Origin of the sequence: Flagellimonas olearia (assembly GCF_004150225.1) — a bacterium.
GTDB lineage: Bacteria > Bacteroidota > Bacteroidia > Flavobacteriales > Flavobacteriaceae > Flagellimonas > Flagellimonas olearia.
Window position 1 is genome coordinate 1051329 of sequence record NZ_ML142907.1, and the last position, 21082, is coordinate 1072410.

Annotated in this window: 15 protein-coding genes; 6 read left to right on the forward strand and 9 right to left on the reverse strand. The window is 43.1% G+C overall.

Translation table 11 applies throughout. From position 1 onward, the window contains the following. Positions 1–2: 2 nt before the first annotated feature. The 7 genes from fusA to DN53_RS04905 all read right to left on the reverse strand — a co-directional run bounded on the left by fusA (position 3) and on the right by DN53_RS04905 (position 6839). Positions 3–2132, reverse strand: a complete 2130-nt coding sequence (gene fusA, locus DN53_RS04875) for an elongation factor G (protein ID WP_129653245.1) — start codon at positions 2130–2132, stop codon at positions 3–5. Positions 2133–2140: 8 nt separating this feature from the next. Further along, positions 2141–2617: a 30S ribosomal protein S7 gene (rpsG, locus tag DN53_RS04880; RefSeq protein WP_116218595.1), complete on the reverse strand. Its 477-nt coding sequence runs from the start codon at positions 2615–2617 to the stop codon at positions 2141–2143. Between the two features lie 19 nt (positions 2618–2636). Continuing rightward, positions 2637–3011, reverse strand: coding sequence for a 30S ribosomal protein S12 (rpsL, locus tag DN53_RS04885; protein WP_013305196.1), 375 nt, complete (start codon positions 3009–3011; stop codon positions 2637–2639). 227 nt (positions 3012–3238) lie between these two features. Then, entirely contained in the window at positions 3239–4060 is an 822-nt protein-coding gene (locus tag DN53_RS04890) for a hypothetical protein (RefSeq protein WP_129653246.1), read from the reverse strand. Positions 4061–4453: 393 nt separating this feature from the next. After that, positions 4454–5221, reverse strand: coding sequence for a hypothetical protein (locus DN53_RS04895; RefSeq protein WP_129653247.1), 768 nt, complete (start codon positions 5219–5221; stop codon positions 4454–4456). 59 nt (positions 5222–5280) lie between these two features. After that, entirely contained in the window at positions 5281–6048 is a 768-nt protein-coding gene (locus DN53_RS04900) for a hypothetical protein (protein ID WP_129653248.1), read from the reverse strand. Between the two features lie 32 nt (positions 6049–6080). Then, entirely contained in the window at positions 6081–6839 is a 759-nt protein-coding gene (locus DN53_RS04905; protein WP_129653249.1) for a hypothetical protein, read from the reverse strand. Between the two features lie 542 nt (positions 6840–7381). Here DN53_RS04905 and DN53_RS04910 point away from each other — a divergent pair. The 5 genes from DN53_RS04910 to rlmB all read left to right on the forward strand — a co-directional run bounded on the left by DN53_RS04910 (position 7382) and on the right by rlmB (position 18104). Further along, positions 7382–10633, forward strand: a complete 3252-nt coding sequence (locus tag DN53_RS04910; RefSeq protein WP_129653250.1) for a SusC/RagA family TonB-linked outer membrane protein — start codon at positions 7382–7384, stop codon at positions 10631–10633. Positions 10634–10655: 22 nt separating this feature from the next. Further along, positions 10656–12386: a SusD/RagB family nutrient-binding outer membrane lipoprotein gene (locus tag DN53_RS04915; RefSeq protein WP_129653251.1), complete on the forward strand. Its 1731-nt coding sequence runs from the start codon at positions 10656–10658 to the stop codon at positions 12384–12386. Between the two features lie 28 nt (positions 12387–12414). Further along, positions 12415–13734: a hypothetical protein gene (locus DN53_RS04920; RefSeq protein WP_129653252.1), complete on the forward strand. Its 1320-nt coding sequence runs from the start codon at positions 12415–12417 to the stop codon at positions 13732–13734. Between the two features lie 283 nt (positions 13735–14017). Continuing rightward, a complete protein-coding gene (locus DN53_RS04925) occupies positions 14018–17347 on the forward strand; it encodes a VCBS repeat-containing protein (protein WP_129653253.1) in 3330 nt (1109 codons plus the stop codon). Between the two features lie 25 nt (positions 17348–17372). After that, positions 17373–18104, forward strand: a complete 732-nt coding sequence (gene rlmB / locus DN53_RS04930) for a 23S rRNA (guanosine(2251)-2'-O)-methyltransferase RlmB (protein WP_129653254.1) — start codon at positions 17373–17375, stop codon at positions 18102–18104. Positions 18105–18107: 3 nt separating this feature from the next. Here rlmB and DN53_RS04935 read toward each other — a convergent pair whose 3' ends face one another. Continuing rightward, positions 18108–18830 carry a rhomboid family intramembrane serine protease gene (locus DN53_RS04935; protein WP_129653255.1) on the reverse strand — a complete coding sequence of 241 codons (723 nt, stop codon included), beginning with the start codon at positions 18828–18830 and terminating at the stop codon, positions 18108–18110. A 122-nt stretch (positions 18831–18952) separates the two neighbouring features. Between DN53_RS04935 and DN53_RS04940 the strand changes: the two genes are divergently transcribed. Beyond that, a complete protein-coding gene (locus DN53_RS04940; protein ID WP_129653256.1) occupies positions 18953–20230 on the forward strand; it encodes a replication-associated recombination protein A in 1278 nt (425 codons plus the stop codon). Here the strand turns inward: DN53_RS04940 and DN53_RS04945 are convergent. Continuing rightward, positions 20227–21075 (reverse strand): hypothetical protein, encoded by an 849-nt coding sequence (locus tag DN53_RS04945; protein ID WP_129653257.1) that lies wholly within the window; start codon positions 21073–21075, stop codon positions 20227–20229. The genes DN53_RS04940 and DN53_RS04945 overlap by 4 nt on opposite strands. Between the last annotated feature and the right edge of the window lie 7 nt (positions 21076–21082).

Genomic DNA, 21082 nt, shown 5'->3' on the forward strand with positions numbered 1-21082 from the left:
AATTAAGCGGTTACTCCTTTAGCTGCTTTGATCACCTCTTCCGCAATATTGGAAGGAGTTTCTGCATAGTGTGAAAATTCCATGGTGGATGTTGCCCTACCTGAAGACAATGTTCTCAAGGAAGTTACATATCCGAACATTTCCGATAGTGGAACCTCTGCTTTTACCACTTTGGCACCAGCCCTATCATCCATGTTGTTCACCTGACCTCTTCTTCGGTTCAAGTCACCTACAATATCACCCATGTTCTCTTCTGGTGTAAGCACCTCCAACTTCATGATGGGCTCCATTAGAACGGCACGGGCTTTCTTGGCGGCTACTTTGTAACCAAGCTTTGCAGCCAACTCAAAGGACAAGGAATCAGAATCCACAGGGTGGAAAGATCCATCCTTAAGGGTAATTTTCATGCTATCCATTTCAAAACCAGCCAACGGCCCGTTTTTCATAGCTTCCTTGAAACCTTTTTCTACAGATGGGATATATTCCTTTGGAATGTTACCACCTTTAATTTCGTTGACAAATTCCAATCCGGCCTTGGTCTCGTCACTTGCAGGCTCCATCGTAAATACGATATCCGCAAATTTACCACGACCACCGGTTTGTTTCTTATATGTTTCTCTGTGATCCGCTGTAGCGGTAAGGGCTTCCTTGTACTCAACCTGTGGTTGACCTTGGTTCACCTCTACCTTAAACTCACGTCTTAAACGATCCACGATGATATCCAAGTGAAGCTCACCCATACCAGAAATAATGGTCTGTCCTGAAGCTTCGTCTGTTTTCACCTGGAAGGTTGGATCTTCTTCCGCCAATTTGGCCAAAGCCATACCCAATTTATCCACATCAGCCTTGGTTTTTGGCTCAACCGCGATACCAATAACGGGATCGGGGAAGTTCATACTTTCCAAAACTATAGGTGCATTTTCAGCAGACATGGTATCTCCTGTCTTGATATCCTTAAATCCAACAGCCGCACCAATATCACCAGCCTCAATATAATCGATGGCGTTTTGTTTATTGGAGTGCATCTGATAGATTCGAGAAATACGCTCTTTCTTACCTGAACGGTTGTTCAAGATGTACGAACCTGCATCCAAACGACCAGAATATGCTCTAAAGAAAGCCAAACGACCTACGAAAGGATCGGTAGCAATTTTAAAGGCAAGTGCCGCAAAGGGCTCTTTAGGGTCTGGTTTTCTGGTAACTTCCTCACCAGTATCAGGATTGGTTCCTACAATATCATCTTTATCCAAAGGAGAAGGCAAGTAGCGACAAACGGCATCCAAAAGGAACTGAACCCCTTTGTTCTTAAAGGAAGAACCACAAACCATAGGAATGATAGCCCTGTCCATTACCGCAGCACGCAATGCAGCATGCACTTCTTCTTCTGTGATGGAATCTTCATCCTCGAAGAATTTCTCCATCAAATTCTCATCATATTCCGCAACAGCTTCAATCAAGGCAGCTCTATACTCCTTCACCTCATCCAACATATCAGAAGGAATATCCACAACATCAAATGTAGACCCGAAGTTGTCATCGTGCCATACGATCGCCCTGTTCTTGGCCAAATCAACAATACCTTTAAAGTCGGCTTCGTCACCTATTGGCAATACAATTGGCACAGCATTGGAACCCAACATCTCACGAACCTGTTTGCACACGTTCAAGAAGTTGGAACCTTGACGGTCCATTTTGTTCACGAATCCAATTCTAGGCACTTTATAGTTATCAGCCAATCTCCAGTTGGTCTCGGATTGTGGCTCAACACCATCTACCGCACTGAACAAGAACACCAAACCATCCAAAACACGTAAAGAACGGTTTACCTCAACGGTAAAATCCACGTGTCCGGGAGTGTCAATAATATTAAAGTGGTAATCCTTGGTATCAGGCAATGGCTGCGCGTTCTCCATTGGGAACTTCCATGTACAAGTAGTAGCCGCGGAAGTAATGGTAATACCACGCTCCTGCTCTTGCTCCATCCAGTCCATGGTAGCTGCACCATCATGCACCTCACCAATTTTGTGACTCACACCTGTATAAAAAAGAATACGCTCTGTAGTAGTTGTTTTACCAGCATCAATGTGAGCTGCAATACCTATATTCCTTGTATATTTTAAATCTCTTCCCATTGTAATGATTAGAATCTAAAGTGTGAGAATGCTTTATTGGCCTCGGCCATTTTGTGTGTATCTACTCTTTTCTTCACTGCGGCACCTTCTTCTTTGGCAGCGGCCAAAATTTCAGAGGCCAATTTTTGCGCCATGGATTTCTCGTTACGCTTTCTTGCGTAAAGAATCAACCACTTCATTGCAGTGGATATCTTTCTATCTGGACGAATCTGCATTGGAATCTGAAATGTTGCACCACCCACTCTTCTACTTCTTACTTCAACGTGCGGCATAACATTGGAAAGCGCATCTTTCCATAGCTCCAAAGCTGTTTTTTCCTCGTCCGTGTTCTTTTCATCAACGATATCAATTGCATCGTAGAAAATCTTGAATGCAATTGACTTTTTACCATCCCACATCATCATGTTCACGAAACGCGTAACAAGCTGATCGTTAAATCTTGGATCTGGTAAAAGTGGTCTTTTCTTTGCCTGCTTTTTTCTCATTGCTTCTTCTTAAAGTTGATTACTTTTTGGGACGCTTAGCACCATACTTTGATCTTCGCTGCGTTCTTCCCGCCACACCGGCAGTATCCAACGCCCCGCGAACGATGTGGTATCGCACACCAGGCAAATCCTTTACTCTTCCGCCTCTAACCAATACTATCGAGTGCTCTTGGAGGTTGTGACCTTCTCCAGGGATGTATGCGTTCACCTCTTTACCGTTGGTCAACCTTACCCTTGCAACTTTACGCATTGCAGAGTTTGGTTTCTTTGGCGTAGTGGTGTAAACCCGCGTACAAACCCCTCTTCTTTGAGGACACGAATCCAAAGCAGCCGATTTACTCTTCTTGGTAATTGTGGCCCTTCCTTTTCGTACTAATTGTGAAATTGTTGGCATTAAAATTCCTATTAAAAACTAAATAACCCCCATTTTGAGGGCTGCAAATGTAGTGATATTTCGTTAGTAATCAAATCCCTTAAAGATTAATTTCAAATATTTTTTATTGAGCATTATGTTTTGAAGCATTTAACACATTCAACTATACCTGAAAAATGATGCAAACGATCATTTTTGCCACAAAAAAAAGCACCCCTCAAGGTGCCTTGCCCAATAGCTTGATCTTTTCATTGACTGGCCACAGCAACCAGGTCGCCCATCAAGTCTGCTTTTCTGAAAACAGAAACTAAATCTTCTGCGTTTTTAAAACCTATACCCTTTTTCTTGATATACCTGGCCAATTCCTTTTTAGAAGGGTCATTAAAAAAATCCAATACTCTATTCTTGCTCAACTTAACAAATATGGGGTCGTTATCCAAAACAGCGACATAGTACTCCGTCTTGTCCGAAAAGCGTGGCGGAAAATCAGTCCCATGGGATGTCTTTGCATATTTCCCGTCGCGATAGGTTTTGCGCAATCTCTCATAGACCGTATATGTGTTTCCGGAATAGATAGAGACCACGTAACCCCTTTTAATATTGTTTTTCTCATCCTTAAAGGCGAGATATTTATACTCCCGTCCATCCACTACACAAGAGACATCCTTATCCCGAATAAGTGATTCCGCAGTAATACTATACTTGTTGCGCTTAACCTCCAAATCATCATTAAAAGCATCATATCGCACATAAAATTCTGCCACTTCCTCCCCATTGTCATAAATGGCAGCCTTTTTAAACTCCTTTACATAATATGCACTTCCCTGCACCTTGGCGTAACCATCCGCCTTAGTAAAGCTCACATCACCAAACTTATTCTTCAAGTCAGAGAAGAAGTTCATTACCGTAGGGTTGTTTCCCATTGAGGCCTGGGATGTGCAACAAAGCCCCAGTCCAGCCCTGCCAGCCTTATCGCCTCCTGGAGCAAAGGCAGGATTCATTAACTGGTATTGTCCAAAAACTGATACCCCAAACATTAAAAGAACACAAGAAATCAGTTGCCTTTTCATTCCTTTCTATTTTAAGATTAACTTCAAAAAAAACCTCGTTTCAATCTTTATGAAACGTGCGCATCCGACCGTAGCCAAATATGGCAATTCCCATTTCTTTTCAATTTACATAAATTTTCCATATAACACACTGAATTATAATAAAATACAATTGTTACCGCAATGAATTTGCATATGCAAAATAGAGTGGGGCCATCCATAGCCCCAGCATTCATAAACTTTTCTTTGGCACACCTTTAACTATGCTTTAGGAAATACAGAAATGGCCACTGAAGCTTTTGTATTGAAGAAAAAAAGGGAAGGGCTTGACTTTAAGTGATATTCAATTTTATCCAAAAAACCGATGGGCACCGATTTTGAATGATATTAAAATTCTGTCTTGTCGATTTTTTACTACAACGTGTTGGCGTAAGTAAACAAATTCAACAAGTCATCATCGTCATTAACATTGGGGCGTTTGTCCTTAAAATAACCTTTGATGGCCTTCTGGTCCCCCTCCGCAAATATGGAAAGTACATCGGATTTTTTGGTTTTCATAAAAACCGGCATTTCATCTGTACGGGAAACATAGTATTCGGTCCTGTCCAAAAACCGGTGCGGAAACGATTTCTCCAAGGAGTTCCTGGCCTCCTTCCCTTCTTTGAACACTTTCCTGTGTTTTACGAAGAGCGTGTAATACCCTCCTGCCACCACCGGCGTCAGATATCCCTTTTGGGATTCCCCATCCTCATCGGTATACATTATATAATGATACTCATTGCCATTTACCGAGCACGAGTACACCGGATGCTTCAACATGGATCTTACCACATCGGAACCCAAACTCTCCTTCAACTCCACTTCATCATTATAGGCATCATACCTAATGTAGAGTTTCTTGAAGGCCACACCTTCATCGTAAAGAGTCCCCAAAGTAAAGTTTTCATTGAGATAAATGGTTCCATCAATATCCTCCAAGGTAAGGTTCACTTCCTCACCCAAGCGACCGAACTTAATCCTCATGTCATTATAGAGGTTCTCCATGGAAGGGTTGTTCCCGAACGCTTGATCTGGGTTACGAGCAGTCTGGATCACTCCCCAAGGTTGAATAATCTTATTTTGGGCCACACCAACCGCAAAACCAAAAACCACGAAAACAGCAATAAAATATGGTCTCTTCATACATCCTAAATTTAAGACCTCAACCAACCTATCGTCCAGAAGAAAACGGACGTATAATATTATAAGGTATTGGCATAGGTGAACAGATTCTGCAAATCAGCACTGTCGTTCACATTGGGGCGCTTTTCTTTTATATAGCCTTTGATTGCGTTTTGATCTTCATCCAAAAACATGGAAAGCACGTCGGATTTTTTGGTTTTCATAAAAACCGGCACCTCACCTGCACGGGAAACATAGTATTCCGTCCTGTCCAAAAATCGGTGCGGGAATGATTTCTCCAAGGAGTTTCTGGCCTCCTTCCCTTCTTTGAACACTTTTTTATGCTTTACAAAAAGATTGTAACCTTCTCCAGTCACTACCGGTGTTAGATATCCTTTTTGGGAATTCCCATCCTCATCGGTGTATATGGCATAATAATAGTCATTGCCATTCATGGAGCAAGAGTACACTGGATGCTTCAACATGGACCTCACCACATCAGCACCCAAACTCTCCTTCAATTCCACTTCATCATTATAGGCATCATAACGCATATACAGTTTCTTGAAGGCCACACCTTCATCATAGAGCGTTCCCAAGGTAAAGTTTTCATTGAGATAGATGGTGCCATCAATGTCCTCAAGGGTAAGGTTCACCTCTTCCCCCATTCTCCCAAATTTAACCCGCATATCATTGTACAGGTTTTCCATGGAAGGATTGTTCCCGAACGACTGCTCCTTACTCCAAGTAATTCCGGAAATGACACTATACGATTGGACCTTGGCCTGACCCGCAGCAGTCATCACCACAAACCAAACACATCCTGCAGCAACAAATAACTTTCCCATAATCCTTTCTTTAAATAAACGACAACAGTTGTTTAAAGGGTATTCGCATAGGCAAACAAGTTGGCAAGACCCATATTGTCTCCTAAGTTGATATGCTTATCCTTCATGAATTGTTTGACCTTTTTTTGATCTTCATCGGAAAACATGTCAAGCACTTCAGATTTCTTGGCCTTCATGTATTCTGGTGTTCCACCATTCACGGACACATAGTACTCTACCTTATCCAAAAATCGATGGGGAAATCCCCTTTCCAGTGAGGTTTTTGCAGGCTTGCCTTCTTTAAAGACTTTCACACGTTTCTCATAGAGCACATATTCTCCCCCTTTCACCAATGGCGAAAGATAACCTTTAACAGTAGCACCTTTGTCATCAGTGTATTGCATGTACATAAATTCATCCCCATTGATAGAGCAGGAATACTCTTCGTTTTTGACCATGGACCTAGTGACATCCGAATCAGGGCTTTCCCTAAGCTCCACTTCATCATTATACGCGTCAAAACGCATATACATTCTCTTAAAGGCGACACCGTTTTGATAAAGCCCACCAATTTTAAAAGATTCGTCTAGGTATATGGTCCCATCTATATCCTCCAAGGTAAGGTTGACATCTTCACCCAAACGGCCCATTTTGGTCCGCATATCATTATAGAGGTCCATCATCCATGGGTTATTGCCCATATCAGCATCTTCAGCACCGGTACCTTTCATTAGAGCCAGCCTATCTTGGGTAAACATACCTCCCTCTCCGGGAGAATGGATATTTCCTTGGGCATTTGCAAATGAAACCATCAATGCAAATAGTACAAAGGAAAAGATACGAGCTTTATTGGTATAACAAGTTTTCATCTTACTTCTATGATTTTTGATTTAAGTTAAATATATAAAAATTAAGGAGTTAAACATAACAATCCTTAGATCTATTTAGAAGAGACACACCCATAAAGAGTCCATTCATGCACCAAAAAGAGTCATAAAGCCTGCAATTCCCACAAACACCATACTGAACCACATCATAGCCAAAGCAAGCCCTACTCAAAAGAAACCCTCAATAGTCCCCATATATATTAAGGTATACTAACAAAATGTTAAACCCTTTTTAAGAAGCACAATTAAGGATGTTGTTGCAAAACACCTTATTAAGTGAACTAAATGGATGTTTTTTTAACAACACCTAATTTTTATAGGTTAAAATTAACAAGTTTTTTAAATACATGCACTCATTTTATTGTTAACGCATTTGCTAACATCATCTTAAAAATTTAATAAAATTAGTTTGGATTATTAACATGAAATTATGATTTTAGCGCCTAGCTAATTCAAATAATTTAAAAATGAGAACAAAACTTAATGGATTGTTAACGCTGTTATTGGCGTTTGTTGTGCATCTATCCTTTGCACAAGACAAGACGATTACAGGTACTGTCACGGATGCCGATGGGCTGCCGCTACCTGGGGTCAACATTGTCGTCGAAGGGACCACCAACGGTACCCAAACGGATTTTGATGGAAACTATTCAATCAGTGCAAGTCAAGGTCAAACACTACTTTTCACTTATATAGGCCAAAGAGCCACAAGTAGGGTTGTTGGCGCAGGAAGCGTGGTCAATGTTCAAATGGAAGAGGACACCCAAGCCCTTGAAGAGGTAATTGTTACTGCCCTTGGTATCAAGAGGGAGAAGCAAGCCTTGGGATATGCGGTTGCCGAAGTAAGTTCTGAACAGCTGGAGGAAAAAGCCGAAGGTGATTTGGGACGTGTACTTATGGGTAAGGCCTCCGGGGTTAACATTACCCAACAGAGTGGTCTTTCCGGATCCGGTACCAATATCATTATACGGGGTTTCAACTCCTTTAGCCAAAGTAACCAACCTTTGTTCATTGTGGATGGTGTACCATTCAACGGTGACACCAACCCATCTGGTAGACAAGGTAGCCGTAATGACTTCATTAATGGTAACAACGGTTCCAGTAGGTTCTTGGATTTGGACCCAAACAGTATTGAAAGCGTGAACGTATTGAAAGGTCTTGCGGCCTCCACCCTTTACGGATCTCTAGGTAGAAACGGTGTGATCTTGATTACCACCAAAGCTGGATCTGGAGGAGAAGGAGCTAAAAAGACCGAAATTACGGTCACTTCTTCCATGTTCTTCAATGAAATAGCCTCAACACCAAAATATCAAAACGAATACGGTAACGGTTTTGACCAAGCTTTTGGTTGGTTCTTCAGTAACTGGGGACCAAGCTTTAGAAGAGAAGGTCTTTCCGGCTGGGGCAACAGCTCCGCTTTTGATGCCAATGGAACACTGGCCCACCCTTATTCCACTTCCACGGATGCCATTCAGGCTGCCTTTCCAGAGTATCAAGGTGCCCGATATGTGTGGAAGCCCTATAAAAGTTTTGAGAATTTCTTTAAGACCGGTACGGTTACCAATACTTCCATCAATGTTGCGGGAGCTTCTTCAGATGGCAAGATTTCCTACAACGTGAACTACGGTTACTTAAAAGACCAAGGTTTCACCCCTGGAAACAGCCTTAACCGAAACAACTTTGGTGTAGGTGGTAGAGCCGTATTGAGCAACAAGTTCACGGTTTCAGGTACTTTAAACTACGCAAGGACCAAGTTTATCTCCCCACCAGTTGCCTTGAGTTTGGGTAACGGTGCCACTGGTAGCGGCTCCTCAGTATTTGGAGACCTTTACTTTACACCACGTTCGGTTGACGTTCTTGGATTACCTTACCAAGATCCAATTACCGGAGGAAGTGTTTATTATCGTCAGAACAACTCCATCCAGCACCCCTTGTGGACCGTTAACAACTCTGGTACACAACAACAAACCAATAGGGTGTTCGGTAACATGGCTATACAATATGACCTAAGCGAGAACCTAAACCTTTCTTACCGTGTTGGTATTGACAACTATAGCGAGAACAACGTTAACTACCAGAACAAAGGTGGTGTAAACAGTAACAGTAATGACATTAGGCTTCAGAGCGGTGTCTACGAAACTTGGAACAACACCAATACCATTTGGGACCACAACTTGGCCTTTAACGGTGATTTTGATTTGACAGAAACTGTTGGAAGTACTTTCAACTTAGGTTTCAACGGAAGAAGGGAAGTATTTAACCAAACCGGTGTTTCCAGTGATGGTCAGCAGGTGTTTGGCGTACTTCGCCACTTCAACTTCTTGAACAATAACGAAATCCAGCAGACCTCAGAACGTAACGTAATTGGTTTGTACGGACAGGTGGAATTTGATTATGACAACTTTGTCTTCGTTACTTTGGCAGGAAGAAACGACTGGGTATCCAACTTGGATAAAGCCAACCGCTCTTTGTTCTATCCTAGTGCGAGTTTGTCATTCGTTCCAACAACCGCTTTTGACGGATTGAAAAGTGATGTATTGAACTACTTGAAAATTAGGGCCGGTTACGGAACCTCCGCTGGTTTCCCTGATCAGAACTCTGATTCTTACCCTGTAGCCAGTAGATTGGTTTTGGACACACAGGATTTCCAAGATAATACCGGAAGAAACATCGTGACCAATACAACCCCTCTAAACTTGGGCAACCCTGAATTGAAACCTGAGCAGGTATCAGAAATTGAACTAGGGGTTGAATCCAGATGGTGGGACGGAAGAGTTACTTTGGATGCTTCCATCTATCAAAGGACCACTACAGACCTTATTGTAACACAACCATTGGATCCATCATCCGGATATTACAGGACCACTACCAACGTAGGTGAGATTAAGGGTGAAGGTGTAGAGGTTGATTTGGGTCTGAATCTCATCCGTAGCGATAGTGATGGATTTAACTGGAATTCCAACGTAAACTTCAGTGCCACTGAGACTACCGTTGAGGATTTGGGTGCCGATACTGATTTGATCGTGTACTCTGGTTATTCAAACTTGGGTAACGCGGCTATCGAAGGTGAACCTTTAGGGGTAATCTACAGTAGCCGAGTATTGAGGGATGATGCCGGAAACCTAGTGGTCAACTCCGCTGGTGACTATGTGTTCGATTCCCAAGATGGTATCATTGGTGATCCCAACCCGGATTTCACCGTGAACTTTAACAACCAGTTCTCTTACAAGAATTTCAACTTTGGATTCCAGTTCAACTGGACACAAGGTGGCGACATCTACTCCGGTACCATTGCAACATTGTTGGGTAGAGGTTTGATTGAAGAGACTGTTGACAGGGAAAACACATTTATCCTTCCTGGTGTTCAACAGAGTGACGGACGAGTGAACGATGTACAGATAAACAACTCGGATTACTACTTTACAAACGTTCTTTTTGGTCCTAGTGAACTGCAAGTTTACGATGCAACCTTGCTAAGACTTCAGGAAGTTTCCTTGGGTTACTCAGTACCTAAGAAGTTCTTGGACAAAACTCCATTTGGAAGTCTTTCTTTCACAGTTTCTGGATTCAACCTGTGGTATGATGCCATAAACACTCCGGATGGTGCCAACTTTGATCCTAACACATCTGGTACTGGTGTTGGTAACGGATTCGGGTTTGATTTCTTGAACGGACCTAGCTCCAGGAGATATGGATTTAGTGTTAAAGCAACATTCTAAGATGAAAAAAATAGTTATAAAAATGAAAAACATAAGCACATATATAGCATCGGTCTTGTTTGTTGGGTCATTGATGGTATCCTGTGAATCCACCGAGTTGGATCTTACACAGGACCCTAACTTTCTGACTCCTGAACAGGCAAGCCCCGATTTCTTTCTGAACTCCATTCAGGAAGATTTCGCAAGACAGATTGATGGGGAGGCCACGGGCGACCCCAACGATAACTTCACCACAGGTGGTAACGTAACCGGTGATGGATTCTCCATCTTGGGAAGTGAATTGACCCGCTTGATGCCTTTCGGCTCAAGGGATTATAGAGGTGGTTATCAGGATATTGATACAGACGACGAATGGGACAACGCCTATCGAGGTATCTTGTTCGACATTCGCTCAATGACTCCTCTTGCCGAGGAAGCTGGTTTGTCCAGACATTTGGGAATGGCCCAATTCTTTGAAGCTTATACCTTGGTGACTTTGGTAGATTTCTTCGGGGATGTACCTTACTCAGAGGCTTTGCAAGCTCCAGAAATTGTGAATCCTAATTTGGATAGCGGTGAATCTGTTTACGCAGCGGCATTGTCTTTATTGGATCAAGCCATTGTAAACTTCACCAATGAAACGGCTTCACCTCCAACAACCGATTATTTTTATGGAGGGGATTTCGAAATGTGGGTAAAAGCAGCCAATACATTGAAATTGAAGATTTATGTCCAGACCCGTTTGGTAGATGCTTCTGCTGCAGCTAGTTTCAACGCCATCATTACTTCGGGAAATTACATTACGGACACTTCTGAGGATTTCGATTGGAATTGGCCAGGAACAAGTGCTTCGCAACCAGACACAAGACACCCTAACTATGGTATCAACTATGCTTCGGCCGGTGCCGCGCATTACATATCCAACTGGCTGGCCAACATTATGGACACCACGGATGACCCAAGGTTACGGTACTACTTCTATCGTCAGACCATTAATGTACCAGGACAATCAGGATTCCCTGCAAACGAGGAACTTTTGACCTGTTCATTACAAACCGCACCTGCACACTATGTTACAGGAGGGTTTACATTCTGCGCCTTGCCTAACGGATACTGGGGTAGAGACCATGGTGATGACGAAGGTGGACCACCAGATGGTTTGTTGAAAACTACTTTTGGTGTGTATCCTGCCGGAGGACGTTTCGACGATGACAGTTTCCAAGCCATTGCCCAAGCAATCAATCCCGCTTCATTTGGGGCTGGAGGTAAAGGAATCACTCCTATTTTGGATGCCTATATGGTTGATTTCTGGAGAGCAGAAATGGCTTTGGCAGCCAATCAGCCAGGAGTAGCGGCCACTCATTTTGAAAATGCCCTTGTAAAGCAAATCGCCAAGGTTCAATCCTATGTAGCCAATGATGGAAATGCAGACCTATCTTTTGAGCCAACTACAGGAGCAATCAATGATTTCGTTCTTGCCACCATTACTGCATTCAACGATGCAACCGGAAGCGAGAAATGGGATGTATTTGGAGAGCAGTACATGGTAAGCCACTATGGCAATGGTATTGAGACCTACAATTTCTATAGAAGAACAGGATATCCTAGCACCATGCAGCCTAACAGGGAACCAGAACCAGGAGCGTACATTCGTTCCATGTACTACCCTAACCAAGCTGTTACCAGTAATCCCAACATTACACAGAAGTCCGATCAGACCGTACCTGTGTTCTGGGATACCAATCCATCAAGTGGATTCCCATTCTCTAACTAATAGGCATAGAACGTAAAAAAATTAAATCATGAAAAAATTTAAAAAACATATCTCATTGCTTTTTTTCGTTTGCATTGCCTTCTCATGTAGCGAAGAAAAACTAATTGACAAAATCTACAGCGATACCACAACCGGTATTGTTATTAGAACGTTGACTGATCCAGATACCATTTCTTTTGACATTTTTGATACTTCACCCACCTGGGACATGGAAGTTGAAATACAGGATAAGGAAAATGGAAGTACACTATCTGAAGTTAGATTGTATTTCACTTTCATTGACAACAATGATGAACCATCTGACGACACTTCAACAGAGGCTTTGGTAGCAACCTACCCCGCTTCACACTTTTCAACACCAGGTGAGTTTGGATTGCCAACAGGAGTTCTTTCCTTGTCGTACGCGGAGGCTTTGTCCACTGCGGGCATTACAGTTGCCGATGTACTTCCAGGGGACACCTTCTTCTACAGAGTGGAAGCTGAATTGGCCGACGGCAGAGTATTCACCAACGATGCCAATGGTACCGTATCCGGTGGTACATTCTTTACCTCTCCATTCCAGTATTCAGAATCTTTGGATGACGGTATTGAATTTGAAGTAGCTGATGAAAACAGAAACATAGTTGATGTTACGGAAGGCGCCACTAACGATGACTTCTTGTTCACCATCAGTATAGATATGAGCGACCCAGCCTTTGCTGAAGCTGACTATCTAGAGTCTGTAACCGTATATCGTTCATTCTCCGATAGAAACATCCTGGAAGGTGAAGAAGATATGTCTGAAGAAGAAGCTGTTTTTGGTGAATTTGTTTTGACCGATTTCACGGATACCGAAGGTGTTTTAACCATGGAGTATGGTTTTACTCAATCTGAACTGTATGGCCCAGATTTGGCATTCGAAGATTTGTTGCCCAATGACCAATTCCGTTTGCGCTATGAGATCATGACCACGGATGGACGTATCATTACAACTACAGAAAGTGGAACAGAATACTATTTCACTTACGATGTATTTGAATGTATCCAATTGAATGCCGAAGAGCCTTATCCAGGTGAGTATACCATTGCCTTTATCGATGATTGGGGTGATGGATGGAATGGAGCGTCAATTGAAGTAATCATTGATGGTGGTGAGCCTCAAAACTACACCCTTGAAAATGGTGAAGAAGGACTTGCCAATTTCACAATTCCTGAAGGCACAACTACTTTGGAACTATTCTTTAGAGGTGGTGATTATGACATAGAATGTGGTTTCACCATCTATGATCCAAATGATAAGCCAGCTGCAAGTGTTGCTGTTGAAAGTGCAGTGGCAGACACACCAATTGAACTATTGGTTTGTGAATAATTTTTAAGCACATTCATTATCATATCTAAAAGGGCATCTAACGATGCCCTTTTTATTTTACACTGGACACCCATTCCCAAGCTTCAATGGGCTCCGGTCTCGGCCATTTAATCCCTAGCGTAGATATTCCCATTATAACAACCGTAAAATGACGGTTGCCGTTTTAGGAGGTACAAAAAGAACATTCAAAATTTTCATTGATATCATATTAGTGTATAATCCAAAGGGATAACATTGGCTTTTAAGAGAATTTTATGATATATTAACTTAAAATTTTCTTAAAATGAACAAACCCCTACTAACAGCTCTTCTAAGTGTTCTAACATTCGCTTGCAATGATCAAAAAAAAGATGATTCTGCATCATCGACCAAGGACACTACAGAAGAAAATATTGCCATATTTCAAAAAGTCGACCCCAATACCAGTCACATTACATTTGCCAATAATATTACCCACGATGTTGGCAGCCTAAGCAATCTTTTCGATTACGATTACTTCTACAATGGAGCCGGTGTTGGCGTGGAAGATTTAAATAATGACGGTCTTCTGGATGTGTTCTTTTCCGGAAACCAAGTCAATAATACCCTATACCTAAATCAAGGCAATCTAACGTTCAAAGATGTTTCGGAACCTGCCAATATCAATGCCGGAAAGGTATGGTCCAATGGGGTAACCTTTGCAGACATAAACACCGATGGCTGGATGGACATTTATGTGTCCCAAGGTGGCCCAAACACCAGAGACAAACGCAAAAACTTGCTGTTCATCAACCAACAAGACGGAACCTTCGAGGAAAAAGCGGAAGAATATGGCCTCGCGGACATGGGCATTAGCACCCAATCCGTATTTTTTGATTTGGATAAGGATGGTGACCTTGATTGCCTTGTCATGAACGAGAACGAGCTTTATGGCCTAGATCCAATTTCTTTTAACCAATATGTCAATTCAAATGAGGAGACCGCCTATTTCAATTCCTCCCATTTGTACCGAAACGATGGCGGAACTTTTTCCGATATCACCAAAGCCGCTGGACTAAACAAGCCCATCTTTGGATTGGGCCTTGCTGTTGCCGACATCAATGAGGATGGGTGGATGGACATCTATATGGCAAGTGACTATTACTTGCCCGATGCCCTTTACATCAACAATCATGACGGCACCTTTTCCGACCAAATAAAAGAGGCAACCGACCAGATTTCCTTTTACGGTATGGGAATAGATATTGCCGACCTCGACAATGATGACCTTCAAGATATTTTTGTATTGGATATGGCGGCCAACGACCATGTCCGCTCCAAAACATTGATGGCATCCATGAACACCAAACGGTTTGATTATTTGGTCAATAAGGCAGGATACCACTATCAATATATGTACAACTCCTTACAAAAGAACATGGGCCAAAACAAGTTCAGTAACATTTCGCAATTATCGGGAGTGGCCAACACGGATTGGAGTTGGTCCGTGCTCATGAACGATTTTGACCTTGACGGAAACAAAGAAATCCATGTTACCAACGGGTATCGTCGGTATGCGCTGGACAATGATCTACAAATGAAGGTCTTTGAAGCGCGACAAAAATATGGGCAAAACGTGCCTTTGGAAGTTAAACGGCAACTCTATGAGTCCATGCCTTCCGAAAAACTGCCCAATATCATGTACAAGAGAACCTCAGACCTTATTTATGATGACGTGGCCAAAGATTGGGGCTTGGCAGATTTTTCTTTCAGCAACGGGGCGACCTCTGGGGACTTGGACAATGATGGTGACCTGGATATCATCATCAACAACATGGATCAAGAAGCCTTTGTGTATCAAAATCTCTCCGTGGAAAAGGAATTGGGCAATTTTTTAAAGGTAATTGCCAAAGGGAATACTTCCGAAGAATTTGCCAAGGTGAAAATCAGCGTGGGCAATCAGTCCCAAATGATTGAAATAAAAAGGGTACGGGGATACCGTTCGGCCCAAGAGAACAGTGCACTCTTTGGTCTGGGCCAGAATCAAACCGTGGACACCGTTACCGTTTACTGGAAATCGGGCATGATGGAACAAAGACTCAATGTAACGGCCAATACCACACTAACCTTCACCAAAGCAGATGCCACGCAACGCATCCAACCGGCGAAAGGAAAAATAAAATATTTTGCCCCAAGTGAAATCAGAGGATTGGATTTCGTGCACCAAGAAAATGTTTACGACGATTTTGAGGAAGAAATCCTCTTACCCTACAAACAATCCAATATAGGGCCCTTTTTGGCCAAGGGCGATATCAACGGTGACGGTTTGGAAGATATCTTCGTAGGGGGCGCTTCTGGGCAATCTGGGCAGTTATATGTACAATCCAACAACGGTTTTTCCAAGATCAACTCCCCCGCCCTTGTCAACGATGCCCAATTTGAGGATATGGAGTCGGTTTTCTTTGACTTTGATGGAGATGGGGACTTGGATCTCTATGTAGTGAGCGGAGGCAACGAATTTGCCGAAAACTCTTCGTACCATACAGACCGTATCTACCTCAACAATGGAGCGGGTCAATTTTCCCGGGCGCAAAGTGACGCACTCTCCCAGCTCCCTAAAAATGGCAAATCGGTGGCCATCATCGATTTTGATAGTGATGGGGACAACGATATTTTGGTGGGGAACCGTGTGGTACCCAAACAATACCCCAAACCCCAAACCTCCGTGCTTTATGAAAATATAGGTGGCGAACTTGTGGACGTTACCGAAAAAGTGGCCCCTGAATTTTTGGATTTTGGTATCGTCAACGATTTACAGACCACGGACATCAACAATGATGGCTGGCCAGATTTCATCGCCGTGGGTGAATGGACAGGCATTGGAGTATTCCTGAATCAAAAGGGTACATTCAAGAACATTGGAAAAGAAGATTCCATTCTCGGTGAAAAAGGATGGTGGTTCTCCGTGACCGAAACCGACGTAAACCATGATGGGCTCAAGGATTATATCCTTGGGAATGTAGGGCTGAACATCAAGTTCAAGGCATCGGAAGAAAAACCCTTTAAAGTATATGCCACGGATTTTGATGAAAATGGCACCAACGACATCGTTCTCAGTAAAAAATACCATGGTACATACGTCCCCGTTCGGGGAAGGGAATGTTCTTCGCAGCAAATGCCCTTTATCAAGGAAAAATTTGAAACCTACTCCGAATTTGCCAATGCCAGTTTAGTGGACATTTACGGGGATAAACTAAAAACTTCCTATGAAAACAGTGTCACCGAACTTAGGTCCATGGTGTTGATCAATAAAGGTGACCTTGTATTTGAAAAATATGCCCTTCCCGTGGCCGCACAAACGTTCCCCATCTTGGATGTCGTGGTGACGGATGTGAACCATGACGGTTTTGAGGATATCATTGCCGCAGGCAACATCTATGAGACCGAGGTTGAAACCCCAAGATTGGATGCCCTCTCCGGGGTAATTCTCCTTTCAAATGGAAAAGATGGGTACATCAGTGTGCCCTATCAAAACTCCGGGCTTTTCATGAACGGTAATGTAAAAAGTATTGAATGGATCACCACAAACCAGGGAACTTTCCTATTGAACACAACAAATAATGGTCCTATGGGCATTCACAAGATCTCTTCTTGATATATTTGCACTTTGAGATACTAATATGAGTGACCAAATTTACGGTATAAGGGCGGTTCTGGAAGCCATAGGCGCAGAACAGCCCATAAACAAGATATTCCTCCAGAAGGGGCTTAAAGGTGAACTTTTCAAGGAATTGGAGACGACCATCCGAAAAAATGGCATCAGCACTTCCTATGTCCCTATTGAAAAGCTCAACCGCCTTACTCGGAACAATCACCAAGGAGTGGTCGCCCAGATTTCCCCTGTTAAGTTCCATGTATTTGAAACGCTGGTTGAAAACATCCTTGCCCAAGAGGAAAAGCCTTTTTTCCTGCTCTTGGACCAGGTCTCCGATGTGCGAAATTTTGGGGCCATTATCCGGACCGCGGAATGCTGTGGGGTACACGCTATCATTGTACCCAAAAATGGAGCGGCACCCATTACGGACGACACGGTGAAAACTTCGGCTGGAGCTGCTTTTACCGTGCCCATTGCCAAAGTAGACCATTTAAAGGATGCGCTGTTCTATCTGCAATCTTCCAATATACAGGTGGTAGCCGCTACAGAGAAGACCGAGGACGAAATCTACGCTATGGATTTTGACCAACCCACCGCCATCATTATGGGCTCCGAGGACAAGGGTATTTCCCCCTCCATCCTTAGCATGGTGGATCACAAGGCAAAGCTTCCGCTTTTGGGAAAGATTGGCTCCTTAAATGTCTCTGTGGCCTGTGGGGTGTTTTTGTACGAAGTGGTGCGACAAAGAAAGGCATAAGCCTTACGCTTCCCCGTCCTTTTTGTAGTGATACTTTATTTTGATTGGTTCATCGGGCTCCTCCTTCTGTTCGATGAAATTCCCATCTTCATCAAAATGCTGTAGGAACGGATCGTTCTCTTCACGATAATCCTCCCTTTCCCAATCGTACTTTTTTTCAAGGGGAACCTTTACCCGTATGGTCAATGCCAACAAAAGTCCCGTTAGAAATCCTGCCAAGTGTCCTTCCCAAGAAATATTGTCCTTGACCGGAAAAATATACCAGATCATACTTCCATAGATAAAAACCACCACCAAGGAAAGCGCCACCAACCGAAAATGTTTCGCGAAAATTCCCTTGAAGAAAATAAAACTCGCCAAAACATAAATGACCCCACTTGCCCCAATATGGTACGATGGCCTTGCGATAATCCATGTCAGCAGTCCTGAAACAAGGATTCCCAAAACCAACACCTTCAAGGCGGCCCTCTGGTAAAAATAAAAGAGAAATGCCGTTAAGATGGCCAAGGGCAAGGTATTGTTATAAAGATGTTCCACCGACCCATGGATAAAGGGACTCAATACAACTCCCCTTAACCCTTCCAGTGTTCTAGGGTATATGCCATAGTCGTTAAAATTGACCCCGTATTGGATTTCAATCCAAAACACGATCCAAATGGAGAGCACTGCCACCAATGGAGCCAGCAGCACCCCATCCGAAAACCTGAAATGTTCGTTCGTTTTCATGCAAATGCTAAAATCAAATTTCCGACCATACCGTTGAAATTACACAAATTGTCATGTTTCCAAAAAAAGTACAGCCCCAAAGAAGCTTCGCTTCCCTCTAAATTTGTTTTATTTTTACCGTTATGAACGAACCCTTGGCAGAACGCATACGTCCAAAAACCTTGGAGGATTACATTAGTCAACAACATTTGATAGGTCCCCATGGTTCATTGACCAACCAAATCAAGAACGGTGTTATCCCATCATTGATTTTTTGGGGTCCTCCGGGAACGGGAAAGACTACGCTTGCCAATATCATTGCCCATGAAAGTCAAAGACCGTTCTACACTCTGAGTGCGATAAGCAGTGGTGTAAAGGATGTGCGGGAAGTCATTGAAAAAGCCAAACAGAGCGGTGGATTGTTCACTTCCAAGAACCCCATTTTGTTCATTGATGAGATCCATCGCTTTAGCAAATCACAACAGGACTCCTTGTTGGGTGCCGTTGAAAAAGGTTGGGTCACCCTGATTGGCGCCACAACAGAAAACCCAAGTTTTGAAGTAATCCCCGCCCTTTTGTCCCGGTGTCAGGTCTATGTATTGAATCCCTTTGGTAAAGAAGATTTGGAAGCCCTTTTGGAACGCGCCATGAAAACTGACGCCTCTTTAAAAGACAAAAAAATCCAACTGAAAGAGACCGAGGCCCTGTTACGGCTTTCAGGAGGTGATGGCAGAAAACTTTTGAACATTTTTGAGCTCATCGTCAATTCGGAAATGGGAAAGGAAGTGACCATTACCAACGAATCTGTATTGAACAAGGTCCAAAAGAACACGGTTCTTTATGATAAAACCGGAGAACAGCACTACGATATCATTTCGGCTTTCATAAAGTCTATCCGAGGGAGCGACCCCAATGCTGCAGTTTATTGGCTGGCCCGTATGATCGAGGGAGGCGAGGATGTAAAGTTCATTGCCCGAAGGATGGTCATTTTAGCTTCGGAAGACATTGGAAATGCGAACCCAACCGCCCTTGTTATGGCCAATACCACGTTCCAGGCCGTAAATACCATTGGACATCCCGAAGCTCGAATCATCTTGAGCCAGTGCGCCACTTATCTGGCCAGTTCACCCAAGAGCAACTCCAGCTATATGGCCATCAACCTTGCACAACAGAAAGTGCGGGAAACGGGCGACCTGTCAGTTCCCATGGCCATCCGAAACGCACCCACCAAACTTATGAAGGACTTAGGATACGGAAAGGGATACGATTATGCCCACAATCACGAAAACAACTTTGTAGACCATGAGTTTCTACCCGATGAAATCAAGGGAACCCCTTTCTACCAACCCGGCAATAATCCAAGGGAAAATGCCATGCGGGAGTTTTTAAAAAAACGTTGGAAAGACAAATACGGGTTTTAAAACTTGATGTTGAGCTCCTTTAGCTTCTTTTCCCCATTTTCCGAGTACTCCAGAAACCATTTCCCGTCCTTTTGAAAGACTACGGCATTGCCGGCATAATCGGTTAAAAAGACATTCTCAATGGATGTTTCCTCAAGCTTCAAGACCACTTTAGGGGTACTGTCCACCAGTTGATACCCATTAGCTGTAGGTTGGGCATACAACACTTCGGAGGCGAGTGGTTCTGCCTTCACTTTTTCTTCCGCCTTTACCATATCCGAGGGTTTGGGCTCCAAACTTTTATAGCTCTGGTTTTCAGGTGTAGCTTCTTGCTGAACCACTTTGGTCTGTGCAGGTTCATCCAAATTTTGGATATCGTTTCTATAACTTACCGTAATGGGTTTTTCCTGTACTTCCTCTTTTAGGCCATCTTTTTTGGGCACATACTTATAGTCTATTCCATCGAATGAAACAAAGGCCTTTTCCAACGCCTCCCTGTAAGCCGGCTGGTACTCTTTTATTCTACTTACACCTTGCATGGTCCTATAGACTTCTTTAGCTTGGCAATCTATCAACGCCACGCTTACTTTGGTTGAAAACATGGGAGATTCATCAACCAAACTGGCCGTTAGTCCCAGACATCTATTGTTGGCCAAATCCTCAGGCAGTGCATCATCATATACCGCAGTAAACCCTTTTTTGGTAAAAAGATGCTTTACAATGGTACTGGTCTGGTATTGATTTTGGGACTTAAATCCCTCAAATCTCTTCGGGACTATAATGTATTTATAGTCGTTCAATTGTCCGTTCACCAAATTGCTTGCCCCAAGGACAAACACCAATATGTACAATAGTTTAGATTTCATATAGTGT